Genomic DNA, 21149 nt, shown 5'->3' with positions numbered 1-21149 from the left:
TTATTTTTTAGTAAGACTGTATTTCATGTTCACCAAATCGAATACGATATCATACATGCCGGCTTCTGTTATAACAATATTATCATTATTTAACGTACCGTTTGCACCACCGTAGTTCGTACCCCAATCGTGGTTTTTCCGGAATTTCATCTCGCCGGCCTTCAGCTCTACGGTTATCTTCCACAGCTGTGTACTGTTTTCATAACGCATATCGGTATCGTCATCCCAACTAACAGCCGCATCGCCGACAATTCCCCAACTATGATCTTTATACGTGATGGTATTCTCATTGGTGTTTACCGTAAGTTCCAAGTTTCCGGTTCTCGGTGCTTTAATATTTCCTCCGGCGTTTAGTGATATTCTTCCCGCCCCATCGTCTCCATACGAGGCATCCCAGCTGCGTGCAGGTGTTATCTTAAATTCCGAATCTGCTTCCGGGAAATAGATAATACCCGTGTAGATACCGTTACTAGTCGGCGAGATCAGACTTTCGGCGGTTTCGACAACCCAGTCGGCTCCCGGCGGAATAGCCTTTTGGTAAGCACCCGGCACATAGAGGTAGCTGATGGCTGCATAGGGCGTAACCGCCAACGGCAACGTATTAGAATAAAGTGGCGTAAACGACGTCGAGATAGTAGACTTTAACCGTAATTCCAGATCTGTAACTACATCCACAGGTAATTCCATAGCGAGCAACAGTGCGTTTAATTCAAGGATATTAAAGCTATAACTATTATCGCCAGCTGAAAAAGCGATCTCTTTAGCTCCTTCAAAATTTTGTCCTTTCAATCCTATTTGCAGCGTATTGATAATAGCGGCTTTAAACCCGAAATCAGCAGATTCCCATTGTATCGCTAATGCTTCCTGATCCGCATTCTCTTTGGTAAGTACCACCGAAGATCCCGAAGCCTGCAACGAACCACCCTCTCCTGGTACTGCCACCAGTTTGGTTTCATCTTTGCTACACGACACGCCTATTAGGCTAAGAAGTACAGCAAGACATGCAATTATATTAAACGTTTTCATTATTTCCTGATTTGAATATGTACTGTATTAATACCCTGTATTTTGTTCTAGATTCGGATTTGCGATTAAATCAGCCGCAGGAATAGGGAAAAGGGTGCGGAAGGATTCTACTGCTCTTCCGGTTGCTTGTCCACCTTTAAACGGCCATAGGTAACTTCCGCCCGTATACCTTCCATAACGGATCAAATCTGTCCGGCGGAAGGCTTCCCAATACAGTTCTTTACTCCGCTCTTCCAATACAATATCTAAAGAAATAGTATTCAGGTTTCCGGAAGAGTTACCGTAGGCACGTGCTCTAAGGAGGTTAAGATAGGCCAAGGCCTGTGTATTGTTGCCGCCGGATCCTCCACGCAGAACCGCTTCAGCGTAGATAAGGTATTGTTCTGCCAAACGGAATAATGGAAAATCGGTCGAAACGAAAGTACCGTTGATAGATTTTCCATTTTGATTTGTAGACGTTTTATTGCTAAATTTAGTCACGGCCAATCCTTCCGTGAATACGGCTGGATCCTCAATATTCGGGTTACTTCCAAAAAACATTGCTCGCTTATCCGTGTTTCCACTTACATCGTCAAACGTACCCGGTAAGGTGCTGCGACTACGATTACCACCCCATCCCCCACCAGGAATACCGAAGTTTGCCGGTGTCATAGAACCATGTACAGATGAGTTGATAATGAATGTTGTCCCACCGTTATTTTGCGTCTGTATACCATCATAGGCAATCGGAAGAATTATCTCGGGGTTATCCTGATCGTTGTCAGCCAAGAAAAGATGTTGATACTGTTCCATTAGACTATAACCGGCATCAATTACTTTAGAGGAGTAAGTTACCGCTTCGGTAAACTTCCCATTTCCTTGTCCAAGATAGACTTCGGCATTGAGATATAAGCGGGCTAGTAATGCCCAAGCTGCTGCTTGGTCCACGCGCGCATATTCATTTTGTCGTGGTGCCGTCAATAGTTCATCGATAGCAAGAAGTTCCGTCTCTACATAGGTAAAAAGTTCCGTCCGAGTAATCTGACTCGGCGGTGTAACACCTATTTCGTTTTCTTCCGTTATAAATGGAGGATTGCCATATAGATCCATCAATACCCAATACTGGTACGCACGCAGGAATCTCGCTTCCGCACGATACTGGGCGATCATCGTTGCATCATTGCCTGTAATACCTCTTGCAGTTAACCTTTCATCCGTACTTTCACGTAAAAATTCGTTGATAACGGTTATATGGTAAATACTCCGTGTATATAACCCTCTAAGCATGACATTACTGGAGTTCCACGTTTGATAATTGAGATCAGCTACACCCGGATCTCCTAACCAAGCACAGATGCCTTCGTCCGTTGTGAGTTCTTGCGCATTCCAGTAAAGACGTAGGAAGTCTGATGTTCCCGCATCGATTCCGCCCAGATCACTGTCTCCCGGTCCCGTTCCGCTGGTGAGGGCAAAACTGCCGTACACTTTTGCTAAGGCATTTTTGTAACCCTCGGGCGAGCTATAGGCGACATCTGCCGTGATATCGTTTGTCGGCGCCAAATCTAGGTTCTGACTACAACTTGTCAGCATCAAGACGGCATTTATTGCTAAAAATATAGTACGTTTCATTTTCTTCAGTTAACGGTTAAAAATCTAAGTTTACACCTAATACATAGGTTCTCGGTCTCGGATAAAAACGGTTGTCAATACCGCCATCTATTTCGGGATCTACCCCTTTGTATTTACTCACTGTAAACACATTTTGCATGTTTGCTGAGATGGTCAGTCTACCACCCCCATTCCGAAAAATACTCCCCGCAGCATAACTTAAAGAGAGGTTATCCATTTTTAGAAATGACGCATTATGAATGTAGTAATCGCTGTTATATTGTTTTTGCTCAAATTGAGCTCCTAAAAAACTAGTAGGGGCGTTATTAATTGGCCCATTTGGATCGAGTACATTGTAACGGCTAGCAAAATTGGATGACACGTTATCGTAAACATAATTTCCAATATTGGAACGTAAAACGGTATTCAATGTCCACTTCTTATAATTTAATTGTGCCGTAAAACCCAACAAATAGGTTGGAAGTGGCGATTTATAGAAATAGCGATCATTATCATTGATAATACCATCACCGTTCAAGTCTTCATAGATCCCTTCAAGCGGACTGCCATCTTCCGCATATACCTGTCTGTATACTCGATAGCTGTAGGGCACGTGGTTCACCACATGAGCTTGTATGTTGTTACCTGTACTCCCTGATATCCCGCCTTGTTCGACAAGATAATTCGGATCGTCCACGGCGGTTAGGTTGGTTACTTTACTATGGTTATACGTAAAGTTAAATCCTAAATCCAGATTAAGATCATCTTTACGTATGGCGGCTCCATTCAGACTAAACTCGACTCCCTTGTTTTCCATATTCCCTACATTCGTCAATAGCAGATTACTGAAGTTTGTACCCACCGGAATAGGTATTGTGCTTAACAAATCTTTGGTTTTCTTGAAATAAACGTCCACACTACCCGAAAGCCGACCATTCAGAATGCCATAATCTATTCCACCGTTGTACGTAGCGGTACTTTCCCATCGAATATTCTTATCGTAGGCTACCGGCGTATACATATTATAAAACGTGTTCCCAAACTGATATAAGGACTCGTTCATACTACGCACATAATTAGGAAGGTACGAATAGTTTGCAATACCATCCTGCTGACCAGTAACACCATAGCTTAACCGTAATTTTAGATCGGAAATGGTATTATTATCTTTCAAGAAGCTCTCTTCTTTAATACGCCAAGTGGCACCAACAGAAGGAAAAACGCCCCAGCGGTTTTCTTCACTAAAACGAGAAGAACCATCTGTACGCACCGTTCCTGAGAAAATATATTTATCGGCATAGGTGTATATTAAACGACCATAATAAGAGATAAGCCGATTATGCGGTATATCAAATGGGAAGGTTGGCGTACTAAGCACCGTACCGTCTGCACTCGTACGATCAAAATTATATTCCTTAGACCTGTTATCGTAATAACCATAACCCGCGGTAGCGTTAATATTACTCTGAATATCAGTCAGATCCTTGATATAGTTTAAGTAAAATTCGCCAACCGTGTTCGTAATTTCCTTTTTATATCTGGTAATCTCTCCTAAGGTGTTGATATTGGACGCAGCATATGCTGGGATAGACGTACTTCCCTGTCCTCTGGACACGTCATAGCCTAGATTTAAATTGGCATGAAGCTCAGGCAAGAAAGGTAAAGCATAGTCAAACTGAATGTTACCAAAGCTTCTGGCAACCTTTCCGTTGTCATCTTTTAGATCAATAAGTGCAACCGGGTTACGCGGAGCATTGGGATTTGGATCGTCCTGTTGTGTATTATTGTTATATTGTGTCCATTCGTAATAATTGCCAAAACGGTTCTCGGTATATACTGGTTTTGTTGGATCAAACTGTATAGCTGCTCCGATAGCATCTTGGTTAGCAAATTGAGAATTTGAAATAGACCCTTTCAAATTAATATCAATTTGTAAGCTATTGTCAAAAAGCTTAGGAGCGAAATTGATACCAGCTGTTGTTCGTTCTAAAAGATCGCGCTTTAAGATCCCCTGTTGGCTCAGATAACCTAATGATACCCGATAAGGAAGATTGGGTTGGATAGCTCCTGCTACGCTGAGATTATTATCCGAAGCAAATGCTTCTCGGTAAATTTCGTCCTGCCAGTCTGTATTCGCATCTCCCAATGACGCACGCTGGGCATCGTTGCCCTCCGTATTAACATATTCACGGATTTGATCGGCAGACAGTAAATCTACTTTGTTAGCGACCTTCGCCAGCGAATTTTGCGAACTAAAGTTGAAAGACGGTTTACCGCTAGTACCCTTTTTCGTTGTAATCAAGATAACCCCATTCGATGCCCGTGAACCGTAAATAGCCGTTGCATTCGCATCCTTTAATACGGTAAATATTTCAATATCATTTGGATTAATTAGACTCAATGGATTTCCAACACCCGAAATTTCTCCCGTCGATAAAGGAACACCATCGACAACGATCAACGGATCGTTACTAGCATTTAAGGATGCTCCTGCACGAACACGGATGGTGGCTCCACCGCCAGGTTGTCCACCACTCGTGGTAATCTGTACACCGGCTACCTTACCCGCTATTAGCTGCTCTGGTGAACTAATCAAGCCTTTTTGAAAATCTTTAGACGATACCGTTGTCAATGAACCGGTTAAATCTCCTTTTTTCTGTGTACCATAACCGATGACCACGACTTCATCTAGGCTACTGGCAAAAGATGTTAGTGTGAAATCTAGGGTGTTATCCCCTACTGCCAAATTTATGGTTTGCTCCGCTTGATCGTATCCAATCATGTATACGCCCACCTTGTAGGATCCCGGCGAAACATTGCTAAAGGAATACGCTCCATTTGGACCTGTAGACGTAGCACTTTGTTGACCAATGAATTGGACCGTCGCTCCTACTACACTGTTCCCTTCGTTATCCAAAACTCGGCCTTGTAGGCGTGCCGTTTGCGCGAATGTCAGTGTACTAAGTAACATCAGAAAACTCATGGTCATTACCCTGCGTAATGTGAATTTGTTCATCATTTGATTAGTTTGTTATTATTTATTGTTCAGTTTATTTATGCTTAATATGTAATATTGTCCTGCGGTCAATGTGATCGAACTTTTCGAACGCCAATCGCGTGACACCCCTGCCAGGTTATCGTGCCAGTTTTTCTGTAAATCTGCTAGAACAGTGAAGTTATGTGTAACCACATCAAAGTTTCCGATAACAAGTACCTCCTGTCCAGCTTCTTTTAATACATAATATTTCACGGCTCCATTTACATGATGGTTCACTGTTCCATTTCTGAAAATAGAATTCTGACGTTTCCAATCGATCAGCTTTGCATAGTGTGCAAAGAGACTATAGCGTTTCGCATCTTTCAAATAATCCCATTTTAACGGTTTTTCTCCTGTCCTGCCGTTTTCATCAATCGAGATATCATACCCTAATTCTCCAAATTGCCAAATCATTTTCGGACCTGGCGCGCAAAACAGAAATGCCGCTGCCTGTTTCATACGTTCCAATGCGGTCGCCAGCTCTTTCGCTGAATAATTGCTATTTGTATTGCCATATTGCAGATTTTTGTACATCAAACGTTCCTCATCATGCGATTCCATATACGACACAAATCGGGGTTGATCGAAACCATGCGCGTCCGCAAAAAGACGGCTCATATCGGAGTTATTATTATAACCCATGGTGGCTTCATTGAATGCATGATTTAAGTTATTCCACAAGAACATGCCCTCACTTGCCAATTCCCTTTCTTCCCGATCTTCCGCAAAATGCTCTAAAATGACATAGAAGTTTTGATCCCGTTCACGGATAAAATTATGGTAGTTTTTCCATATCGCGATACGGCTTGCATCATAAGCCGACCATTGCTGTACGGCTCCGTCGCTTTCATCCGTACCTGAATTTCTCTGTGTAAAACCTTTGGAGAGATCAAAACGGAAACCATCTACGTTAAATTCGTCCATCCAAAACGCAATCACATCTTTAGTAAATTGCTGCGTAAACGGGCTTTCATGGTTGAAGTCGTATCCTACATTGTACGGGTGTGTAGGTGTAATATTGAACCAAGGATTAGTTGTTAGTGAACCCGATTGTTGATACAAACGTACCATAGGTGATTGTCCGAACGCATGGTTTAATACCATATCCAGTATTACGGCAATCCCCTCTTGATGGCATTCATCGATAAATGCTTTCAACTCATTTGTGGTACCGTAATATTTATCCAACGCAAAATGAAAAGAAGGATTATAACCCCAGCTGGAGTTTGCCTCAAATTCCTGTATAGGCATAAGCTCAACGGCATTCACGCCCAATCGCTTCAGATAAGAAATAGAATCTCGTAATGTTTTATAATTGCGTTGATCCAGAAAATCCCTTACATGCAATTCATAAATCACCAAATCGAAGGCATCGGGACGATTGAACGTTGTGGCTTGCCAAGTATACGCTGTATTGTTTAGCGACAATACCGAAACGATGCCTTGTGTTGCACCCTGGGGATAGCTTGGCAAATACGGATTGGACGCCACTTCCCCGTCATGATTCGGATCTAACACCAATCTTGCATAAGGATCGGCAATCTTCAGCTGTCCATCTATTAGGAATTGATATGTATAATTCTTCTGAAAGTCCAAACTCCTTACAGTAATCCACCAAGTATTCCCGTCTGCTGTGCGTTTCATCGCATAATCTTGCGTCGCTTGAAAATTGTTGAAATTACCTAATAGGAATACAGAAGACTTATCCGGCGCCGTAAGCGCGAATGAGATTTCTTGTTTATCGCGATTAATTGTGACTCCATTTTTGTTTATCCCTTCGGGCAGATCAGCAACTTCCACATCACTTTCCACAAACACAGTAAGCTCCTTAATCGTGCGTTGTCCATTGGCTTCGATACGCGCCTGTATATGCTGCTGCCCTGTACCATTCAGCTGCAATTTGTGTTGAAGCTCATTCCCTTGGCCAGTCGCAATTTCCTGTCCATTTAGAGAAAGTGTGATTGTACCCGACTGGGAAGCTTGTAATCGAATCGGAAGCTCTTCACCCTTTGCGAATGATTGTTTTTCCGATTGCGGAACAAAAGTGGGTTGAACCGCAGGCGCTTTAAAAGTTATATCGGGTCTTTGCTTCGATGAAATAGACCAATACATATCCGATCCATCTGTATTACGCGCCACTTTGCTTCCATCCGCATTCCGAACCAAAAAAGCAATGTGCGTAACGTCATTTGCCTGTGTACGTTTAAAAAAGCTTGCCGGATGAATCGCGATACTATATCGACCATCCGCTTCCCTCTTCAACTTATAGCTATCCAGATTCTTATCCCATGCTGTAGCAACTTCTTTCCATTCTTTTTCCGATGTGCTGCTTGTCAGTAGTAAGCCTGCGTGGAGAAATAGATCGCTCGAATGATTGGCAAGCTCTTTGTTCCCTTTTGCGAGATCAAACGTAAGTGTGGTAGTTTCATCCCAATAAAGAAAATTGTTGGATAATGATACGATCCCCTGCGCTGTTTCTTCCTCGATAGTGTCTATATCTGGTTTCACATCCTTTTTACAGGCAACGATCCAGCACAGCGTAATTAACAGATATCCTAAACTTTTGTACGTTTTCATTCTCAAAACGGTTAGCAAAAAACCACGGGAATGTTCCCGAAAAAATTCCATTTAATTAATTATGGAAGAACAAAGCGTACTATAAAAACTTTTACTCTTGTGATCCCTCTATAATTGTCAGCATTCCGGGAATGTTCCCGAAACATATCAAAGGTAAAATGTTTCGGGAATAATACAAAGTAAAAAATGATTTTTTTTTACGGCAACTCAAATTTTCCGGCTGGAATCTTGAAAAATAAGGCTGGATTGCAGCAAGGTAGTATATTGTTGGTCACGTTCAGTAGGCTTATCTAATGCCTGGAAGAGAAAATTGGCCGCTTCTTTTCCCATGGCAAACGCAGGTTGCTTTACAACACTGAGTGAAGGATTCAATAAATCTGCGATGTCTAAGCAGGAAAAACATATCAATTTCAGATCTTCAGGAATACGTACTCCCTCTTCCTGAGCTACCCGGATTGTAGATATAGCCAATCTTTCCACCGAAGCAAAAATTCCGTCAGGTTTATGCTGCTGAAGGAGCTCTTGAATAGCGACCTTATTTTTTGTTTCGTCGTTTTCGGTGTCTAGTATCAATTTCTCTTGAAATGGTATACCATTATCTTCCAACGCTTTTCTATAACCATCCATTCGAATCTTACCGATAGATACTTTCTGGTCAATTACCAAATAGGCGATGTTTTTACATCCGCTATCAATAAGATGCTGCGTAGCAAGCCGACTGGATTCAAAGTCATTACCCGTAACGAAATGCCCTTGAAAGTCGTCGTAACTCCTATCGAAGAATACCGTAGGTATACCGTGGTCTTCCAGTGTTTGTAAATGGCTATGATCTTTCCCCTCTCCGGAAGCAGAAATTAATACGCCATCTACACGACCGTTAACTAATGAACGCACGATAGAGGCTTCATTCCGTACACTACTATCCGTTACGTATATCAACGTATGGTATTTTTTAGAACGGGCAACCAATTCAATCCCTTTTATTGCCTGGCTAAAGAATTTGTTTCCAAATTCGGGAATGATAATGGCAATCGTCTGGCTACGGTTTCCCCGTAAACTACTCGCATATAAGTTAGGAGAAAAACCTAGTTCTTCTGCTTTCGCTAGAATACGTTCTTTTGTTTTCGGACTAATATCGCTACTATCCCGAAAAGCCCGGGATACGGTAGATTTGGACAGCCCTAATTTTTCTGCTAAATCAACTATCGTTATCTGTGACATATCTTTATTCTTGTTCAAAGATAGTAATAATTCATTGTTCGTTACCAGATGCTTGTGACGCGTATGGCGTATAGTCGCCTACCCTAAAAAATAATATCCAATAAATAACATGCAGCAAATACGACAGAAGCTACACCATTAGTCGTCATAAATGCGCGATTGACTCGGCTTAAATTAGTAGGGCTTACGATACGGTGCTGATATATCAATAAAAGTCCGTAAAAAGCGATACCCAAGTAGTAGAATAACCCTACTGGCATATAAAACGCCGGTAATAATACAAATACAAAAGAGAGAACGTGCAACAGTTCTGAAATACGTAATGCTTTTTTTGCTCCAAAATATGCGGGGATAGAACGCAAGCCATTTGCTTTATCAAATTCTTCGTCTTGGAGAGCGTAAATAATGTCAAATCCGCCAGACCAACACATCACAGCAATACCATAAAATATCGGCACGATATCGAAATGGTTGGTTACAACCAAATAGGCTCCTATAGGCGACAATCCCAACCCAACACCCAATACGATATGACATAGGGGGGTGAACCGCTTGGTATAGCTATAAAACAATACCACGAACAACGCTATAGGTGATAGATAGAAACATAGTGTATTGATGAAATAAGTAGCTGCCACAAATAAGAAACAATTAATGATGGTAAACGTCAATGCACTATTGGCTGAAATCTTTCCGGCGGGAATATCACGCATCGCCGTTCGGGGATTTTTAGCGTCAATATCCCTATCTAAAAATCGATTAAATGCCATGGCCGCATTTCGAGCGGCTACCATGCATACCAACATCAGCAGAAGCTTTTTCCAATCAAAGCTATGTTCTGTGGTTTTTATAGCTAAGAAGAATCCGATAATAGCAAAAGGCAATGCGAAAATGCTGTGCGCAAACAGCACGAGAGACATATACTTTTTCATGGTTACTGCTGTTCCACAATAGGCGGAATAAAATTTTTATTAATCTCATCTATCGTCGCCAAAATCTCTTCCATACCTTGCTTTTTTTCAGCAGAAGTCAAAAAGATGGATGGCACGTCTTCAAACCAGGCTAAGAGCGCCTTTCTGAATTTAGCAATATTTTGGTCGGATTTCACACCGGATTGCTTATCTGCCTTTGTAAATACCAACAAAAAAGGTAATCCCTGCTCTCCCAACCAACAACAAAATTCTAAATCGATCTTCTGTGGTTCGAGCCGGCTATCAATGAGTACAAAAATACATTGCAGATTTTCGCGTTGCGTTAGATATCTTCGAATAAACCGTTCCCATTCTGCCCGGTTTTTTTTGGATGTCTGCGCGAACCCATAACCTGGAAGGTCGACAAGGTACCAATCCTTATTGATTATAAAATGATTGATAAGTTGCGTCTTACCGGGCTTTTGTGATGTTTTGGCCAAGCCTTTTTTATTGACCATGGCATTGATCAACGATGATTTACCTACATTTGAGCGACCTATAAAAGCATATTCTGGTAACGACGGTTCCGGAAGCTTCCGAACATCAGTATTGCTAGCGATAAATTCTGCAGTTTTTACAAACATATAGCAAAGGTAATATTTTTTCCCATTTGTCTAATGTTGGCAAACATTATCCATTCCTGAATCGTTAAATAATATATTGGCAAACCTTATTACGGAAATATTATCGTGTATAAAGACTTTTAGAAATGGAAAAAGAGAATTTGAACGAAAACAATAAATCAAATGATGCGACACCACAACGCCCCGAGGGTGAACGTATTTTAAACGCTCCTCTTGTAGAAATGGATTTGTTAGCATTCATTGATCAAATAAAAAATGAAACGACTTGGGCCGATAGCGAACGGAATTCAATTACTATTTTTAAATCGGAGACTATGACTATTGTACTAATTGGGTTGCATGAAAATGCGGAACTAAAACCACATAAAGCAAATGGAACAATAAGTGTACAAGTGTTAGCGGGAAAAATTGAATTCAGTACGGAACACCAAAGTGTACAAATAGAAAAAGGACAAATGATAGCGTTACAAGAAAATCTGATGCACGGCATAAAAGCATGCACAGAAAGCTTTTTTTTACTCACATTGGTCATGAAAGAATAAAATACCGCGGGTCGGGATATATAAAATGATAATCCAGTTCCTCCATCAACCTCCTTGAGGAAATTAATCTACCTATTTCTCTTTTATCCTCTTTGTACGGCTGCCCCGTCTGTTCACAGATCACTTCTCGCTTTGTTGGATGTACGGGAGCCACAATGTTGTATATTTTAGATCGGGATCTATTTTCAATCATTTTCTCGATTATAGCAATAATATCTTCGAAATGAACGTGATTAACAGGGGCATCGAGATTGGAAACGTTATATTTGTGAAGTTGCCTATCGTCTCCCATAAGTCCACCCAATCTTAAGATATTGACCTCCGGGTATGCAGCCCTTAATAGATACTCAGCTACGACGTTTTCAATAGAAATATCGTCCTCTATAAATTCTTTTTGTTCATCTGGATAAACACTTGTAGAATCCATAAAAAATAGTTGGCCATCGAAATTACCTATAAACTTAGACAAATTATGAATTCGTCTTTTAATGTTATTACGATCTTGATCTTTACGGGAAGAAATAGGGAAAGTTATAATCAAAACATCTAAAGATGAAACGACCTCCCAAGTTAAAATGTCAACCGTGGAATTATCTGTATTGAAATCTATAAGCCTTGGATTTAATCCTTGAAAAGTTAATGCCCCTATTTTGTCCGGTGAGGTTGTTGTCGTATATAGATCGTTCTTTATCTGCCATTTCCTTGCCATTCTGATACCAAGCCATCCGCACCCTACGATACCTATATGTAGGTTATTTAATTTCGAGCATATTTCTTTCATCGATTTTTTTGTTTATTTCATTATTTACTTATTATTAAGGGCTTTCATAGGATGCATATGCATAGCGTATAACTTTCTCCAAGGCTTCCCACCTCGGAAAATGCTTTTCGATTAATTGTCTTCTACGATTTATTCCTAAAACCCCATAATCTGCTACCGCGTTAAACAAACAGTATGTAATAGCTTCTAATGATAGGTTGTAAAGTGCTTTATCAACACAAATACTTCCTTTCTGTCGCTGCACGACATAGGGTTTATTTTTGTTCTTTCGGAAGGTAATATAGGGAATCAATAAATTAAGCGTTTCTTCCCAGTGACCTACTTCACGTAAGGCGAATTGCTGTAACAGCTCTTCTTTGATTCTTATCTTTCCGGTAGCCGACATCTGCCTACCCATAATATAGCAATGGATGATGCCCTCTTTTATATAGGGTGTCTGTTTATTCGACGATAGCTTCATTGGCCAATGTTTATCAAACACTTCCAATCGTTCCTCCACCCAGCGTGTGGTGTCTGAAATCCGTGTTTGCAAAAAGTTACGTATAGTCCAGATAGCTTCCGCTTTTTGCATACTTAACGGCACTTGTATGATCTTTTTGTATTCATTCCATCGACATATCTCCACTTCTTCTTTTGCACTGAAAAGAACCTCTATCTCCTGGTCATCCACTACCCATATCATGAGAGCAAGATACGGAAAATCCAGTTCTTCCTACAATCGTTACGTTCCATTTTCTTAAGATTTATTATGTTTGCATAGAAAACTAAATAACAAAATGGGAAACAGCTCAGGCATAATGTTTCCAAATTAAAACACAACGTATAATGAAAAAACTTCTTGGATTAGCCACTGTTGTGGTGATGACAGCCGGATGTGCCGGCACACAAGAACCACATCAAGCGATTGATTTATCGCACATGGACACCACTGTTCGTCCGCAAGATGATTTCTACCATTATGTCAATGGCAACTGGATGAAAACGGCAGAGATTCCAGCTGATAAGGCACGTTGGGGTTCTTTTGATGAACTTCGTGAGAACACTGACGAGGCTGTATTAAAGATATTAAAAGAATCATTAAAGGAAACTTTTGAGAAGGGTACAGACGGACAAAAAATTGCGGATCTGTATCAATCTTATGTCGATGTAGAAAACCGTAATCAATTAGGTTTCGATCCGATTAAACCTTATCTCACAAAAATTGATGCCATCGAAACACTGGACGATCTCTACGATTACCTAGTGGAAGTAGGGCCAGAAGGTGGCAATCCATTCTTCGGAGGATACGTATATGCGCACATGAAAAACAGCGATATTAATGCAGTTTATTTGGGTGGTGGAAGCTTAGGGCTTGGTCGTTCATACTACCAGAAAGTGGACGAGAAAAATACGGAAACGTTAGGACAATATGCTACATTTGCATCTACACTATATAGTAAAATAGACCAACGAACCAAAGACCTTAAAGGACCTAAAATTGTAGCATTTGAAAAGGAAATCGCCTCTTATCTTAAAACCATTGAGGAGTCGCGTGACGCACAAAAGAGGTATAATCCAGTTGCCGTAGCGGACCTTGGAAAAATGGTTAAAAATATCGATATAGCGAAATATATCAAAGAAATTGGTTTTACGGCTGATACGGTTATTATTAGCGAAATCAACTACTATAAGCATCTTGATAAAATTATTACACCGGAAAAACTACCACAGATTAAAGAATATCTGAAATTCAATGTCATGAACGACGCGACGAACTACCTGTCTGCCGAACTTGACGAGTTAGCGTTTGAGTTTTACGGGCGTCAATTAAAAGGGCAAAAAGAGCAACGCAATATGGAGAAAAGAGGGCTGGATTTTGTGAATGGTTCAGCAGGCGAGTTATTGGGTAAACTGTATGTAAAAGAAAATTTTCCACCGGAAGCAAAAGCTGCTTGTGAAGAGTTAGTGCAATACCTTATCAAGTCTTTTGAAGTACATATCAATAATTTGGATTGGATGTCGGCCGAAACCAAAGAGAAAGCGCTAGAAAAACTAGCTAAATTTAATGTTAAAATTGGGTATCCGGACAAATGGAAAGACTATTCAAAGCTGGAGGTAGGAACTTCACTCTTTGAGAATGTTCATGCGCTTAATCGTTGGTCTTTTGAAGATAATCTTGCTAAACAAGGTAAACCTGTCGATAAAACCGAGTGGGGTATGACGCCACAGACGGTAAATGCCTATTATAGCCCATTGTTCAATGAGATTGTTTTCCCCGCTGCCATTCTGCAATCACCGTTCTACGATTATCGTGCGGATGCTGCGGTAAACTTTGGTGGTATCGGTGCGGTTATCGGACACGAATTGTCGCATGGATTCGATGATTCCGGTTCGCAATATGATGGTGATGGAAATCTAAATAATTGGTGGACACCCGAAGATAAGGAAAAGTTTGATGCTGCTGCCGATGCATTGGTGGCTCAATTTGAAGCATACGAACCTGTACCAGGTGTTTTTGTCAATGGACGCTTTACATTAGGTGAAAACATTGGCGATCTCGGTGGTTCTTCGGTCGCGTTCGATGCCTTAAAAATGTACTTGAAAGACAAAGGTGACCCTGGATTAATTGATGGCTTTACACCAGAACAGCGTTTCTTTTTATCGTGGGCGACGATATGGAGAACAAAGACGACGGATGAATTTGTGGTAAACCAAGTAAAAACAGATCCGCACTCTCCGGCGCAATACCGTGCTTTTGCCCCTATTGTCAACTTAGACGCTTTCCACGAAGCATTCGATACAAAAGAAGGCGATAAAATGTATAAACCAAAAGAGGAACGTATCAAAATTTGGTAATTTGATACGAATAACCATCCCGTATGATACGATACGGGATGGTTAATATTCGGCACGTTCCGGAAAAGACAATTCGACGGTCGTCCCCTTATCGACCAAACTGGAAAGTGTGATATTGCCTTTAAGACGAATCATGATTTTCTTTACGACACATAACCCAATACCGGTTCCGGGGAAACCTTCCGTATTCGATGCGCGATGAAATTGTTGAAAAACAGATCCTAGCTCTTTTTTCGGAATGCCGATGCCATTGTCCTGTATCGTGTAAATGATATAACCCTGCTTTTTCGAGCTGCTAATCTCCACGATTGGCTTTTTCTGCCTGGACGAATACTTTACTGCATTCCCAATAATATTAAAAAATATCTGATAGAACACGTCCTTATCCCCATACAACGATTCCAGTCGACCAATTTTGAATACGCAATTGGTACCGCTATACAGCGTTTGGCTTTCGAGACATATTTTATGAATGATCTCCTCCAAGGAAACACAAGCATTGTTGTATTTTAATAAACGTGTTTGATTCAGTTGAATATTATGTCCAATGATGTTTTCAATACTAACCAGAGCATCTAAAATGATCGTAGTCCATTTATATTGTTCCGCCTCGTTTAGCCCCCCTTTTGTTTGTAAGTATTGCGTTCCCATCTTCGCTATAGACAAAGGATTTTTTAAATCGTGTGATAAGGTATGTGCCAGGATCTCCAATTCATTATTGAAAGCCATAATAGCACTCTGCTCCCGCACTTTCTCCAAGGCTTGTCGACGGGAAGACACATCTGTTGCAGTATGAATGATAGCGCTTGTTTTACCTTCCTCATCTACGATAGCTTGATAGATAAAATCAAAATATTTCAGTTCGGTCACACCATTGATCGTGACGTTAGCCGGATATGCTATTGCTTCGTATGTTTGACCTGTCGCCCACACCTTTTTCAATATATCGGTAAAACCCTGTTCAGTAAACTCGGGGAAAGCCTCGCCAAAAAGTAGTCCGACAATCTCCTCACCACGTCCCCATATTTCAAACATCGCACTATTAACGAAGGCAATTCGTATATCTGCGGTGTCATATATCGCAGTTGCACCTCTAGATTTTTCCAGGGTCTGTAAAATAAAATTTCGGAATCGATTCATGTCTATGATAAAGCCGGCGATATTCAATTTCTACCAGATAACAATTATGGGAAAATTTTGTTTTATTTCGGACATCGTACCAAAATAAATACATAGCATTATTTTCTTTTCCAATGCAGCCTATCGTCCGAATTAGATAAAAACAATCATAATACATGAATAGTTGACATTATTTTGCGACAAACACCTACTTATTGACCTATTGACTAATTTTTTACCGTATATCGCGCGATTTATACGTATCGTGAAGCAAAACACCTATTTTGTTTTTTAAAGAAACGAGATACATTTTAAAGAAAGATGTTTCAGATAAACTTTTCTTTAGGATTTAGCTTATTGAGGAAAATCCGCACCCGATAGGTATTTTTATCGTATTTCAAGATTGCCATTTACTACACCGTGATTTACATATTTGTTTGCATTGTTTTTGTTTACTCTTTCTCCACACAATCGGACGTAAACTAGATAAAAACATGAAAACTATGGAAAGCAAAAAATTAAATCTAGCATTATTAGAAAACCAAAGTATTTTAAAGAATATTGCATTTAAGTTTACTAAAGATCCTGAGGAGATCAATGAACTTGTTCAGGAGACATTGGTTCGTTCCATTAAATATCTCGACAATTTCTTTAATAACCCAAAATTGGTTTCGTGGTTATACGTCATTATGAAAAACGTATACATTAACCACTATCGACGTAACCAGCGACATACGGAATATGAGAGCTTCCAAAGTGCCGGATACAGAGGAGAAGGCTGTTCGGAGCCCTTCACAACGAATACGGTAGAGGGAAAATTTGTGATGAAAGATATACGTGACGCTTTACAAAAGCTACCTCAAGATCATTACGAACTCTTTGTGCAATATATGGAAGGATATAAATACCGTGAACTTTCCGATCATTTCGGCTTACCCGAAGGCACTGTAAAAACCCGTATCCACCATACACGGAAGTTTCTGCAGAAGGAGTTGTCAATATATAGAAAAGGGTAGGATAAGATGAGTAGAGACGTAGCAATGTACGCTACGTCTCTAGCTTATATAGACCGTTTATATCCCGGTTTATCCATTAGATTATCCAGCGAATACTTTCCTGAACCTACGATTAAAAATACAAATAATAACACTAAAACCACCAAGGAGATCCAGAACTCAGAATTTAGAAAAGTAAAGCCATTTGTGATGTTCACAAAAAACACGGCACCTATAAGTATGGGTATTTGAAAAAGAACCGCCAGCCGTGTCTGGAAACCAAAAATAATGAATAATCCGCCAACGAGGTGAGCAAATACTACGTAATGAACAGCCGACCAGATGGAGAGCTGAAAGCTTGTTTGTCGAATAAGATCAGCGACAGCGTCCCGATCGTTTACGAAACTTATCCCCTTAGCAAAAATAACAACGCCGAGAAAGATTCTTAAGATGTCTAGCCAACGTGGATGATGCGTATCTCCCCACCGACTAATTTTTTGTACCAGATTCATATAACCTCCTTTTTTAACATTAAAGCCATTGTACAGTTTTAAGGTGCGGTTTATAGTTATACAATCTTCTGCAAAAATCGTGCTTAATTAAAAATATATTCAAAAAAAGAGGTCAACCATTTCCGTGTTGACCTCTTCTTCTATTCGCTTTTTTAAATTAATATTTGATTTCCATCTCGTCTACGTAATCTTCGTTTTCGATATAATCAGCGACCATCAGTTCTGCGTAATCCACCTTCTCCTTTTTACCAAATCTTCTACTAATACCATCGAAAATGGAATACACCACCGGTACAACAACCAATGTCAGGAAAAGAGACGATAAAAGTCCACCAATAATCACGATTGCAAGTCCTCTGTTCATATCTGCACCATCCCCTTGTGCCAATGCAATAGGTATCATACCAACAACCATCGCAATAGTTGTCATCAAGATGGGGCGAAACCGCGCATGGTTGGCTGCAACAAGAGCGTCGTATGTACTGGCTCCAGCGTCTTTTCGGTGGTTCGCAAAATCCACTAATAAAATAGCGTTTTTAGCTACCAATCCAATCAGCATGATAATACCTAAAATGGTAAAGATATTCAACGTTTGGTTTGCTATCGCTAATGCTAACAAGGCACCAATGAAAGACAACGGAATGGAGAATAACACGACAAAAGGCGTCATAAAGCTGTCGTAGAGCGCTACCATGACCAGATAGACCAAAAGAATAGCAGCAATCAAGGCCACACCCAATGTCCCAAAACCTTCTTCTTGATTTTCCATATTACCACCCCACATATAAGAAACACCTGGTTTTAACGTGATGGTGTTGTTACCAATCTGGTTTTGGATTTCCGTTTCCCATTCCGTTGCTACTGTACCGACGGGACGTCCAACCACCTGTGCTTGTACAGACACCGATGGCGATTTATCCCGTCGTTCTAATAAACTTGGCCCAGAAGCATACGCCACATCTGCAAACTGCTCCAATTTAATAGCTTGTCCATCTTGATTAATAAATTTTAAGTTTCGGACATCATCAATATTTCCGCGGCCAAACTCATCATAACGGATGTTAATATCATATTCGGTATCACCTGCCCGATATTTGGTATCCGTATTTCCAGAAAATGCCGTTTGCATCGTCATACCTACCGTTGCAACATTTAGTCCCAACGTGTTCATTTTATCACGATCCACTTGTACACTAATTTCGGGATTACCGTCTTCGGATGTCAATTCAATTTCTGAAGCGCCGGGCACACTGCGAAGTATATCCGCAAAGGTACGTGCGGTCTCTAACGCATCCTCTGGAGAAGCCCCCACAACTGTCATCATCAATGGTGCTTGTTCAGCGCCCATAATTCCCATATTAACCGTTTTTAATTTAGCGCCTACCAGAACTTTTTCCATCTCACGCTTTAACTTTGCGGAGTAAACTTTGGTAGATTCCGTTTTATTGTATCCGGGCTCTAAAATGATATGAATCTCTGCCTTGTATTTTGTACCTCCTACGTTCATCATTCCGTCAGATGCTTGTCCTACGGTTGTAATCATCCGTTCAATTTCTGGCTTCTGTGCTAAATAATTTTCCGCTTTTTGAACCATAAAGTTCGTTTGTTCTAAAGAGGCGTCTTTGTTGATCTCCATTTGCAGATAAAACTCTCCTTTATCGTTTCCGGGGAAAAAATCCGAACCAATATACCCCATACCAACCAATGCGAAAGATGCAAACAGTAGTCCTATAGAAATAAGTAAAACGATGACTTTATTTAGGCGACGTTTTAATGACCATTTCAATATACCCGAAATCCAGTTTGTCAACCCCGTTAAACCATTTTCAAAACCGTGTAGTATGCCCCCAAAAAATGATTTTTTATTAATATGAGACAGTTTTCCTAGACGAGAATATAGCCACGGTACAATCGTAAACGAAACAAGGAAAGAAAGTAACGTAGAAACCATTACAGTGACACAGAATTGGCGTAAGATATCGGAAACCAGCCCTGATGACATTGCAATAGGTAAGAACACGACCACGATAACTAAGGTAATTGCCGAAACTGTAAAACCAATTTCTTTCGCGCCATCGAAGGAAGCACGTACTTTATTTTTACCCATCTCCATATGACGGTGGATATTTTCGATAACCACAATGGCATCATCTACCAGGATACCTACCACCAACGACAATCCCAAAAGCGACATCAAATTTAAGGTGTAGCCCAACATATTTAAGAAAATAAAGGTGGCTATCAACGATAAAGGAATAGCTACCACAGCGATAAACGCATCGCGCAAACTGTGGAGGAAAAATAACATGATAAATGCTACCAAAGCAATCGCAATCATTAAATCGTGGATCACGTTATTGGCGGCGGTCAATGTATAGTCGGTTGTATCATTTGCTATGATAATATTAACCCCTTCCGTTTGGTAATCCGCATTCACTGTAGCGATCTCTTCTTGCACTAATTCCGAAACGGCTACCGCGTTGGCGTCAGACTGCTTAAACACCTGCATCAAGATCGTGTTTTGGCGGTCAATACGTGATATTTTTTCGATATCTTTAATCCCATCCTGTACGTCTGCGATATCACGTAAACGGATGGCTGCGCCGCCCGGTGTAGTGATCGGCAAATCCCGCAACTCATCGATACTTGTAAATTTACCAGCCAACCGTAGCGTGGTCTGATTATCCCGTGTCCGTACGTTACCTGTCGGGAAGTCAAGGTTAGCAGAAGCAATCGCTTGTTGCACCTGCGAAACTGACAGACCGTAGCCCTCTAGTTTATTAGGGTCCACGCTAACTTGGATTTCGCGCTCTTCTCCCCCAATCATATCCACTTTTGCAACACCGTTGATACGGGCGAAAACCGGTTGAATTTTTTGATCTAAAAGATCATATAAATCTTTTTCTGACAAATTGGACGTCACGGATAAATTCATGATAGGTACATCATCCAAGGAGAATTTGGACAATGCCGGTGTTTCTACATCATCCGGAAATTCATTGATCACAGCATTGATCTTACGTTGTGCGTCCGTGAGGAGAAAGTTAACATCCGCCCCGGTATTAAGCTGAATCATGACGACAGAAACTGATTCCATCGATTTTGATTCTATTTTTTTTACGTTTTCTAACGACGCCACAGCGTCCTCCACTACTTTGGTTACGGAAGTTTCTACCTCGGATGGTGCCGCACCGGGATATATCGTTTGCACCGTAATAACATTGACCTCAAATTTCGGCACAAGCTCATATCCCATTTGGCTATAGGAGAATATTCCACCAAGCGTAAGTATAATAAACAATACAATTATTATACTGGGTCTTTTTATAGATATTTCAGAAATCTTCATTGAAAGGTTCTTT

The 21149-nt window shown here is 40.6% G+C and carries 15 protein-coding genes; 3 read left to right on the top strand and 12 right to left on the bottom strand.

What is annotated here, in order from left to right:
- The 7 genes from EWE74_RS03535 to yihA form a co-directional block, all read right to left on the bottom strand.
- The gene (locus EWE74_RS03535; protein WP_130140135.1) at nt 1–1026 is read right to left on the bottom strand and encodes a SusE domain-containing protein; all 1026 of its coding nucleotides are present in this window, start codon (nt 1024–1026) and stop codon (nt 1–3) included.
- Nucleotides 1027–1053: 27 nt separating this feature from the next.
- A complete protein-coding gene (locus EWE74_RS03530; RefSeq protein ID WP_130140134.1) occupies nt 1054–2634 on the bottom strand; it encodes a RagB/SusD family nutrient uptake outer membrane protein in 1581 nt (526 codons plus the stop codon).
- Nucleotides 2635–2650: 16 nt separating this feature from the next.
- Nucleotides 2651–5632, bottom strand: coding sequence for a SusC/RagA family TonB-linked outer membrane protein (locus EWE74_RS03525; RefSeq protein WP_239018544.1), 2982 nt, complete (start codon nt 5630–5632; stop codon nt 2651–2653).
- A gap of 15 nt (nt 5633–5647) precedes the next feature.
- Nucleotides 5648–8227, bottom strand: a complete 2580-nt coding sequence (locus EWE74_RS03520; RefSeq protein WP_239018543.1) for an alpha-amylase family glycosyl hydrolase — start codon at nt 8225–8227, stop codon at nt 5648–5650.
- 207 nt (nt 8228–8434) lie between these two features.
- A complete protein-coding gene (locus tag EWE74_RS03515; RefSeq protein WP_130140133.1) occupies nt 8435–9448 on the bottom strand; it encodes a LacI family DNA-binding transcriptional regulator in 1014 nt (337 codons plus the stop codon).
- Nucleotides 9449–9531: 83 nt separating this feature from the next.
- A complete protein-coding gene (locus tag EWE74_RS03510) occupies nt 9532–10380 on the bottom strand; it encodes a 4-hydroxybenzoate octaprenyltransferase (RefSeq protein ID WP_130140132.1) in 849 nt (282 codons plus the stop codon).
- Between the two features lie 2 nt (nt 10381–10382).
- Nucleotides 10383–11003, bottom strand: a complete 621-nt coding sequence (gene yihA, locus EWE74_RS03505; protein ID WP_130140131.1) for a ribosome biogenesis GTP-binding protein YihA/YsxC — start codon at nt 11001–11003, stop codon at nt 10383–10385.
- Between the two features lie 125 nt (nt 11004–11128).
- Between yihA and EWE74_RS03500 the strand changes: the two genes are divergently transcribed.
- On the top strand, nt 11129–11545 hold the full coding sequence (locus EWE74_RS03500; protein ID WP_130140130.1) for a cupin domain-containing protein: 417 nt from the start codon (nt 11129–11131) through the stop codon (nt 11543–11545).
- Here EWE74_RS03500 and EWE74_RS03495 read toward each other — a convergent pair.
- The gene (locus EWE74_RS03495) at nt 11532–12326 is read right to left on the bottom strand and encodes a Rossmann-fold NAD(P)-binding domain-containing protein (protein ID WP_130140129.1); all 795 of its coding nucleotides are present in this window, start codon (nt 12324–12326) and stop codon (nt 11532–11534) included. The genes EWE74_RS03500 and EWE74_RS03495 overlap by 14 nt on opposite strands.
- 34 nt (nt 12327–12360) lie before the next feature.
- Nucleotides 12361–13008, bottom strand: coding sequence for a hypothetical protein (locus tag EWE74_RS03490; protein WP_130140128.1), 648 nt, complete (start codon nt 13006–13008; stop codon nt 12361–12363).
- A gap of 143 nt (nt 13009–13151) precedes the next feature.
- On the opposite strand from EWE74_RS03490, the gene EWE74_RS03485 reads away from it, so the two are divergent.
- On the top strand, nt 13152–15161 hold the full coding sequence (locus EWE74_RS03485; RefSeq protein WP_130140127.1) for a M13 family metallopeptidase: 2010 nt from the start codon (nt 13152–13154) through the stop codon (nt 15159–15161).
- 42 nt (nt 15162–15203) lie between these two features.
- Here the strand turns inward: EWE74_RS03485 and EWE74_RS03480 are convergent, their stop codons facing one another.
- Nucleotides 15204–16301: a sensor histidine kinase gene (locus EWE74_RS03480; protein ID WP_130140126.1), complete on the bottom strand. Its 1098-nt coding sequence runs from the start codon at nt 16299–16301 to the stop codon at nt 15204–15206.
- A gap of 482 nt (nt 16302–16783) precedes the next feature.
- Here EWE74_RS03480 and EWE74_RS03475 point away from each other — a divergent pair, with 482 nt between their 5' ends.
- Nucleotides 16784–17296 (top strand): RNA polymerase sigma factor, encoded by a 513-nt coding sequence (locus EWE74_RS03475; protein ID WP_165384632.1) that lies wholly within the window; start codon nt 16784–16786, stop codon nt 17294–17296.
- A gap of 44 nt (nt 17297–17340) precedes the next feature.
- On the opposite strand, the gene EWE74_RS03470 is transcribed toward EWE74_RS03475, so the two are convergent.
- Both EWE74_RS03470 and EWE74_RS03465 read right to left on the bottom strand, forming a co-directional pair.
- On the bottom strand, nt 17341–17787 hold the full coding sequence (locus EWE74_RS03470) for a DoxX family protein (protein WP_130140124.1): 447 nt from the start codon (nt 17785–17787) through the stop codon (nt 17341–17343).
- A 157-nt stretch (nt 17788–17944) separates the two neighbouring features.
- Nucleotides 17945–21136 carry an efflux RND transporter permease subunit gene (locus tag EWE74_RS03465; RefSeq protein ID WP_130140123.1) on the bottom strand — a complete coding sequence of 1064 codons (3192 nt, stop codon included), beginning with the start codon at nt 21134–21136 and terminating at the stop codon, nt 17945–17947.
- Between the last annotated feature and the right edge of the window lie 13 nt (nt 21137–21149).

This window comes from Sphingobacterium corticibacterium (assembly GCF_004208525.1).
Lineage (GTDB): Bacteria > Bacteroidota > Bacteroidia > Sphingobacteriales > Sphingobacteriaceae > Sphingobacterium > Sphingobacterium corticibacterium.
The sequence above is the reverse complement of the archived record's forward strand: the minus strand, read 5'-3'. Positions and strand labels throughout refer to the sequence as shown.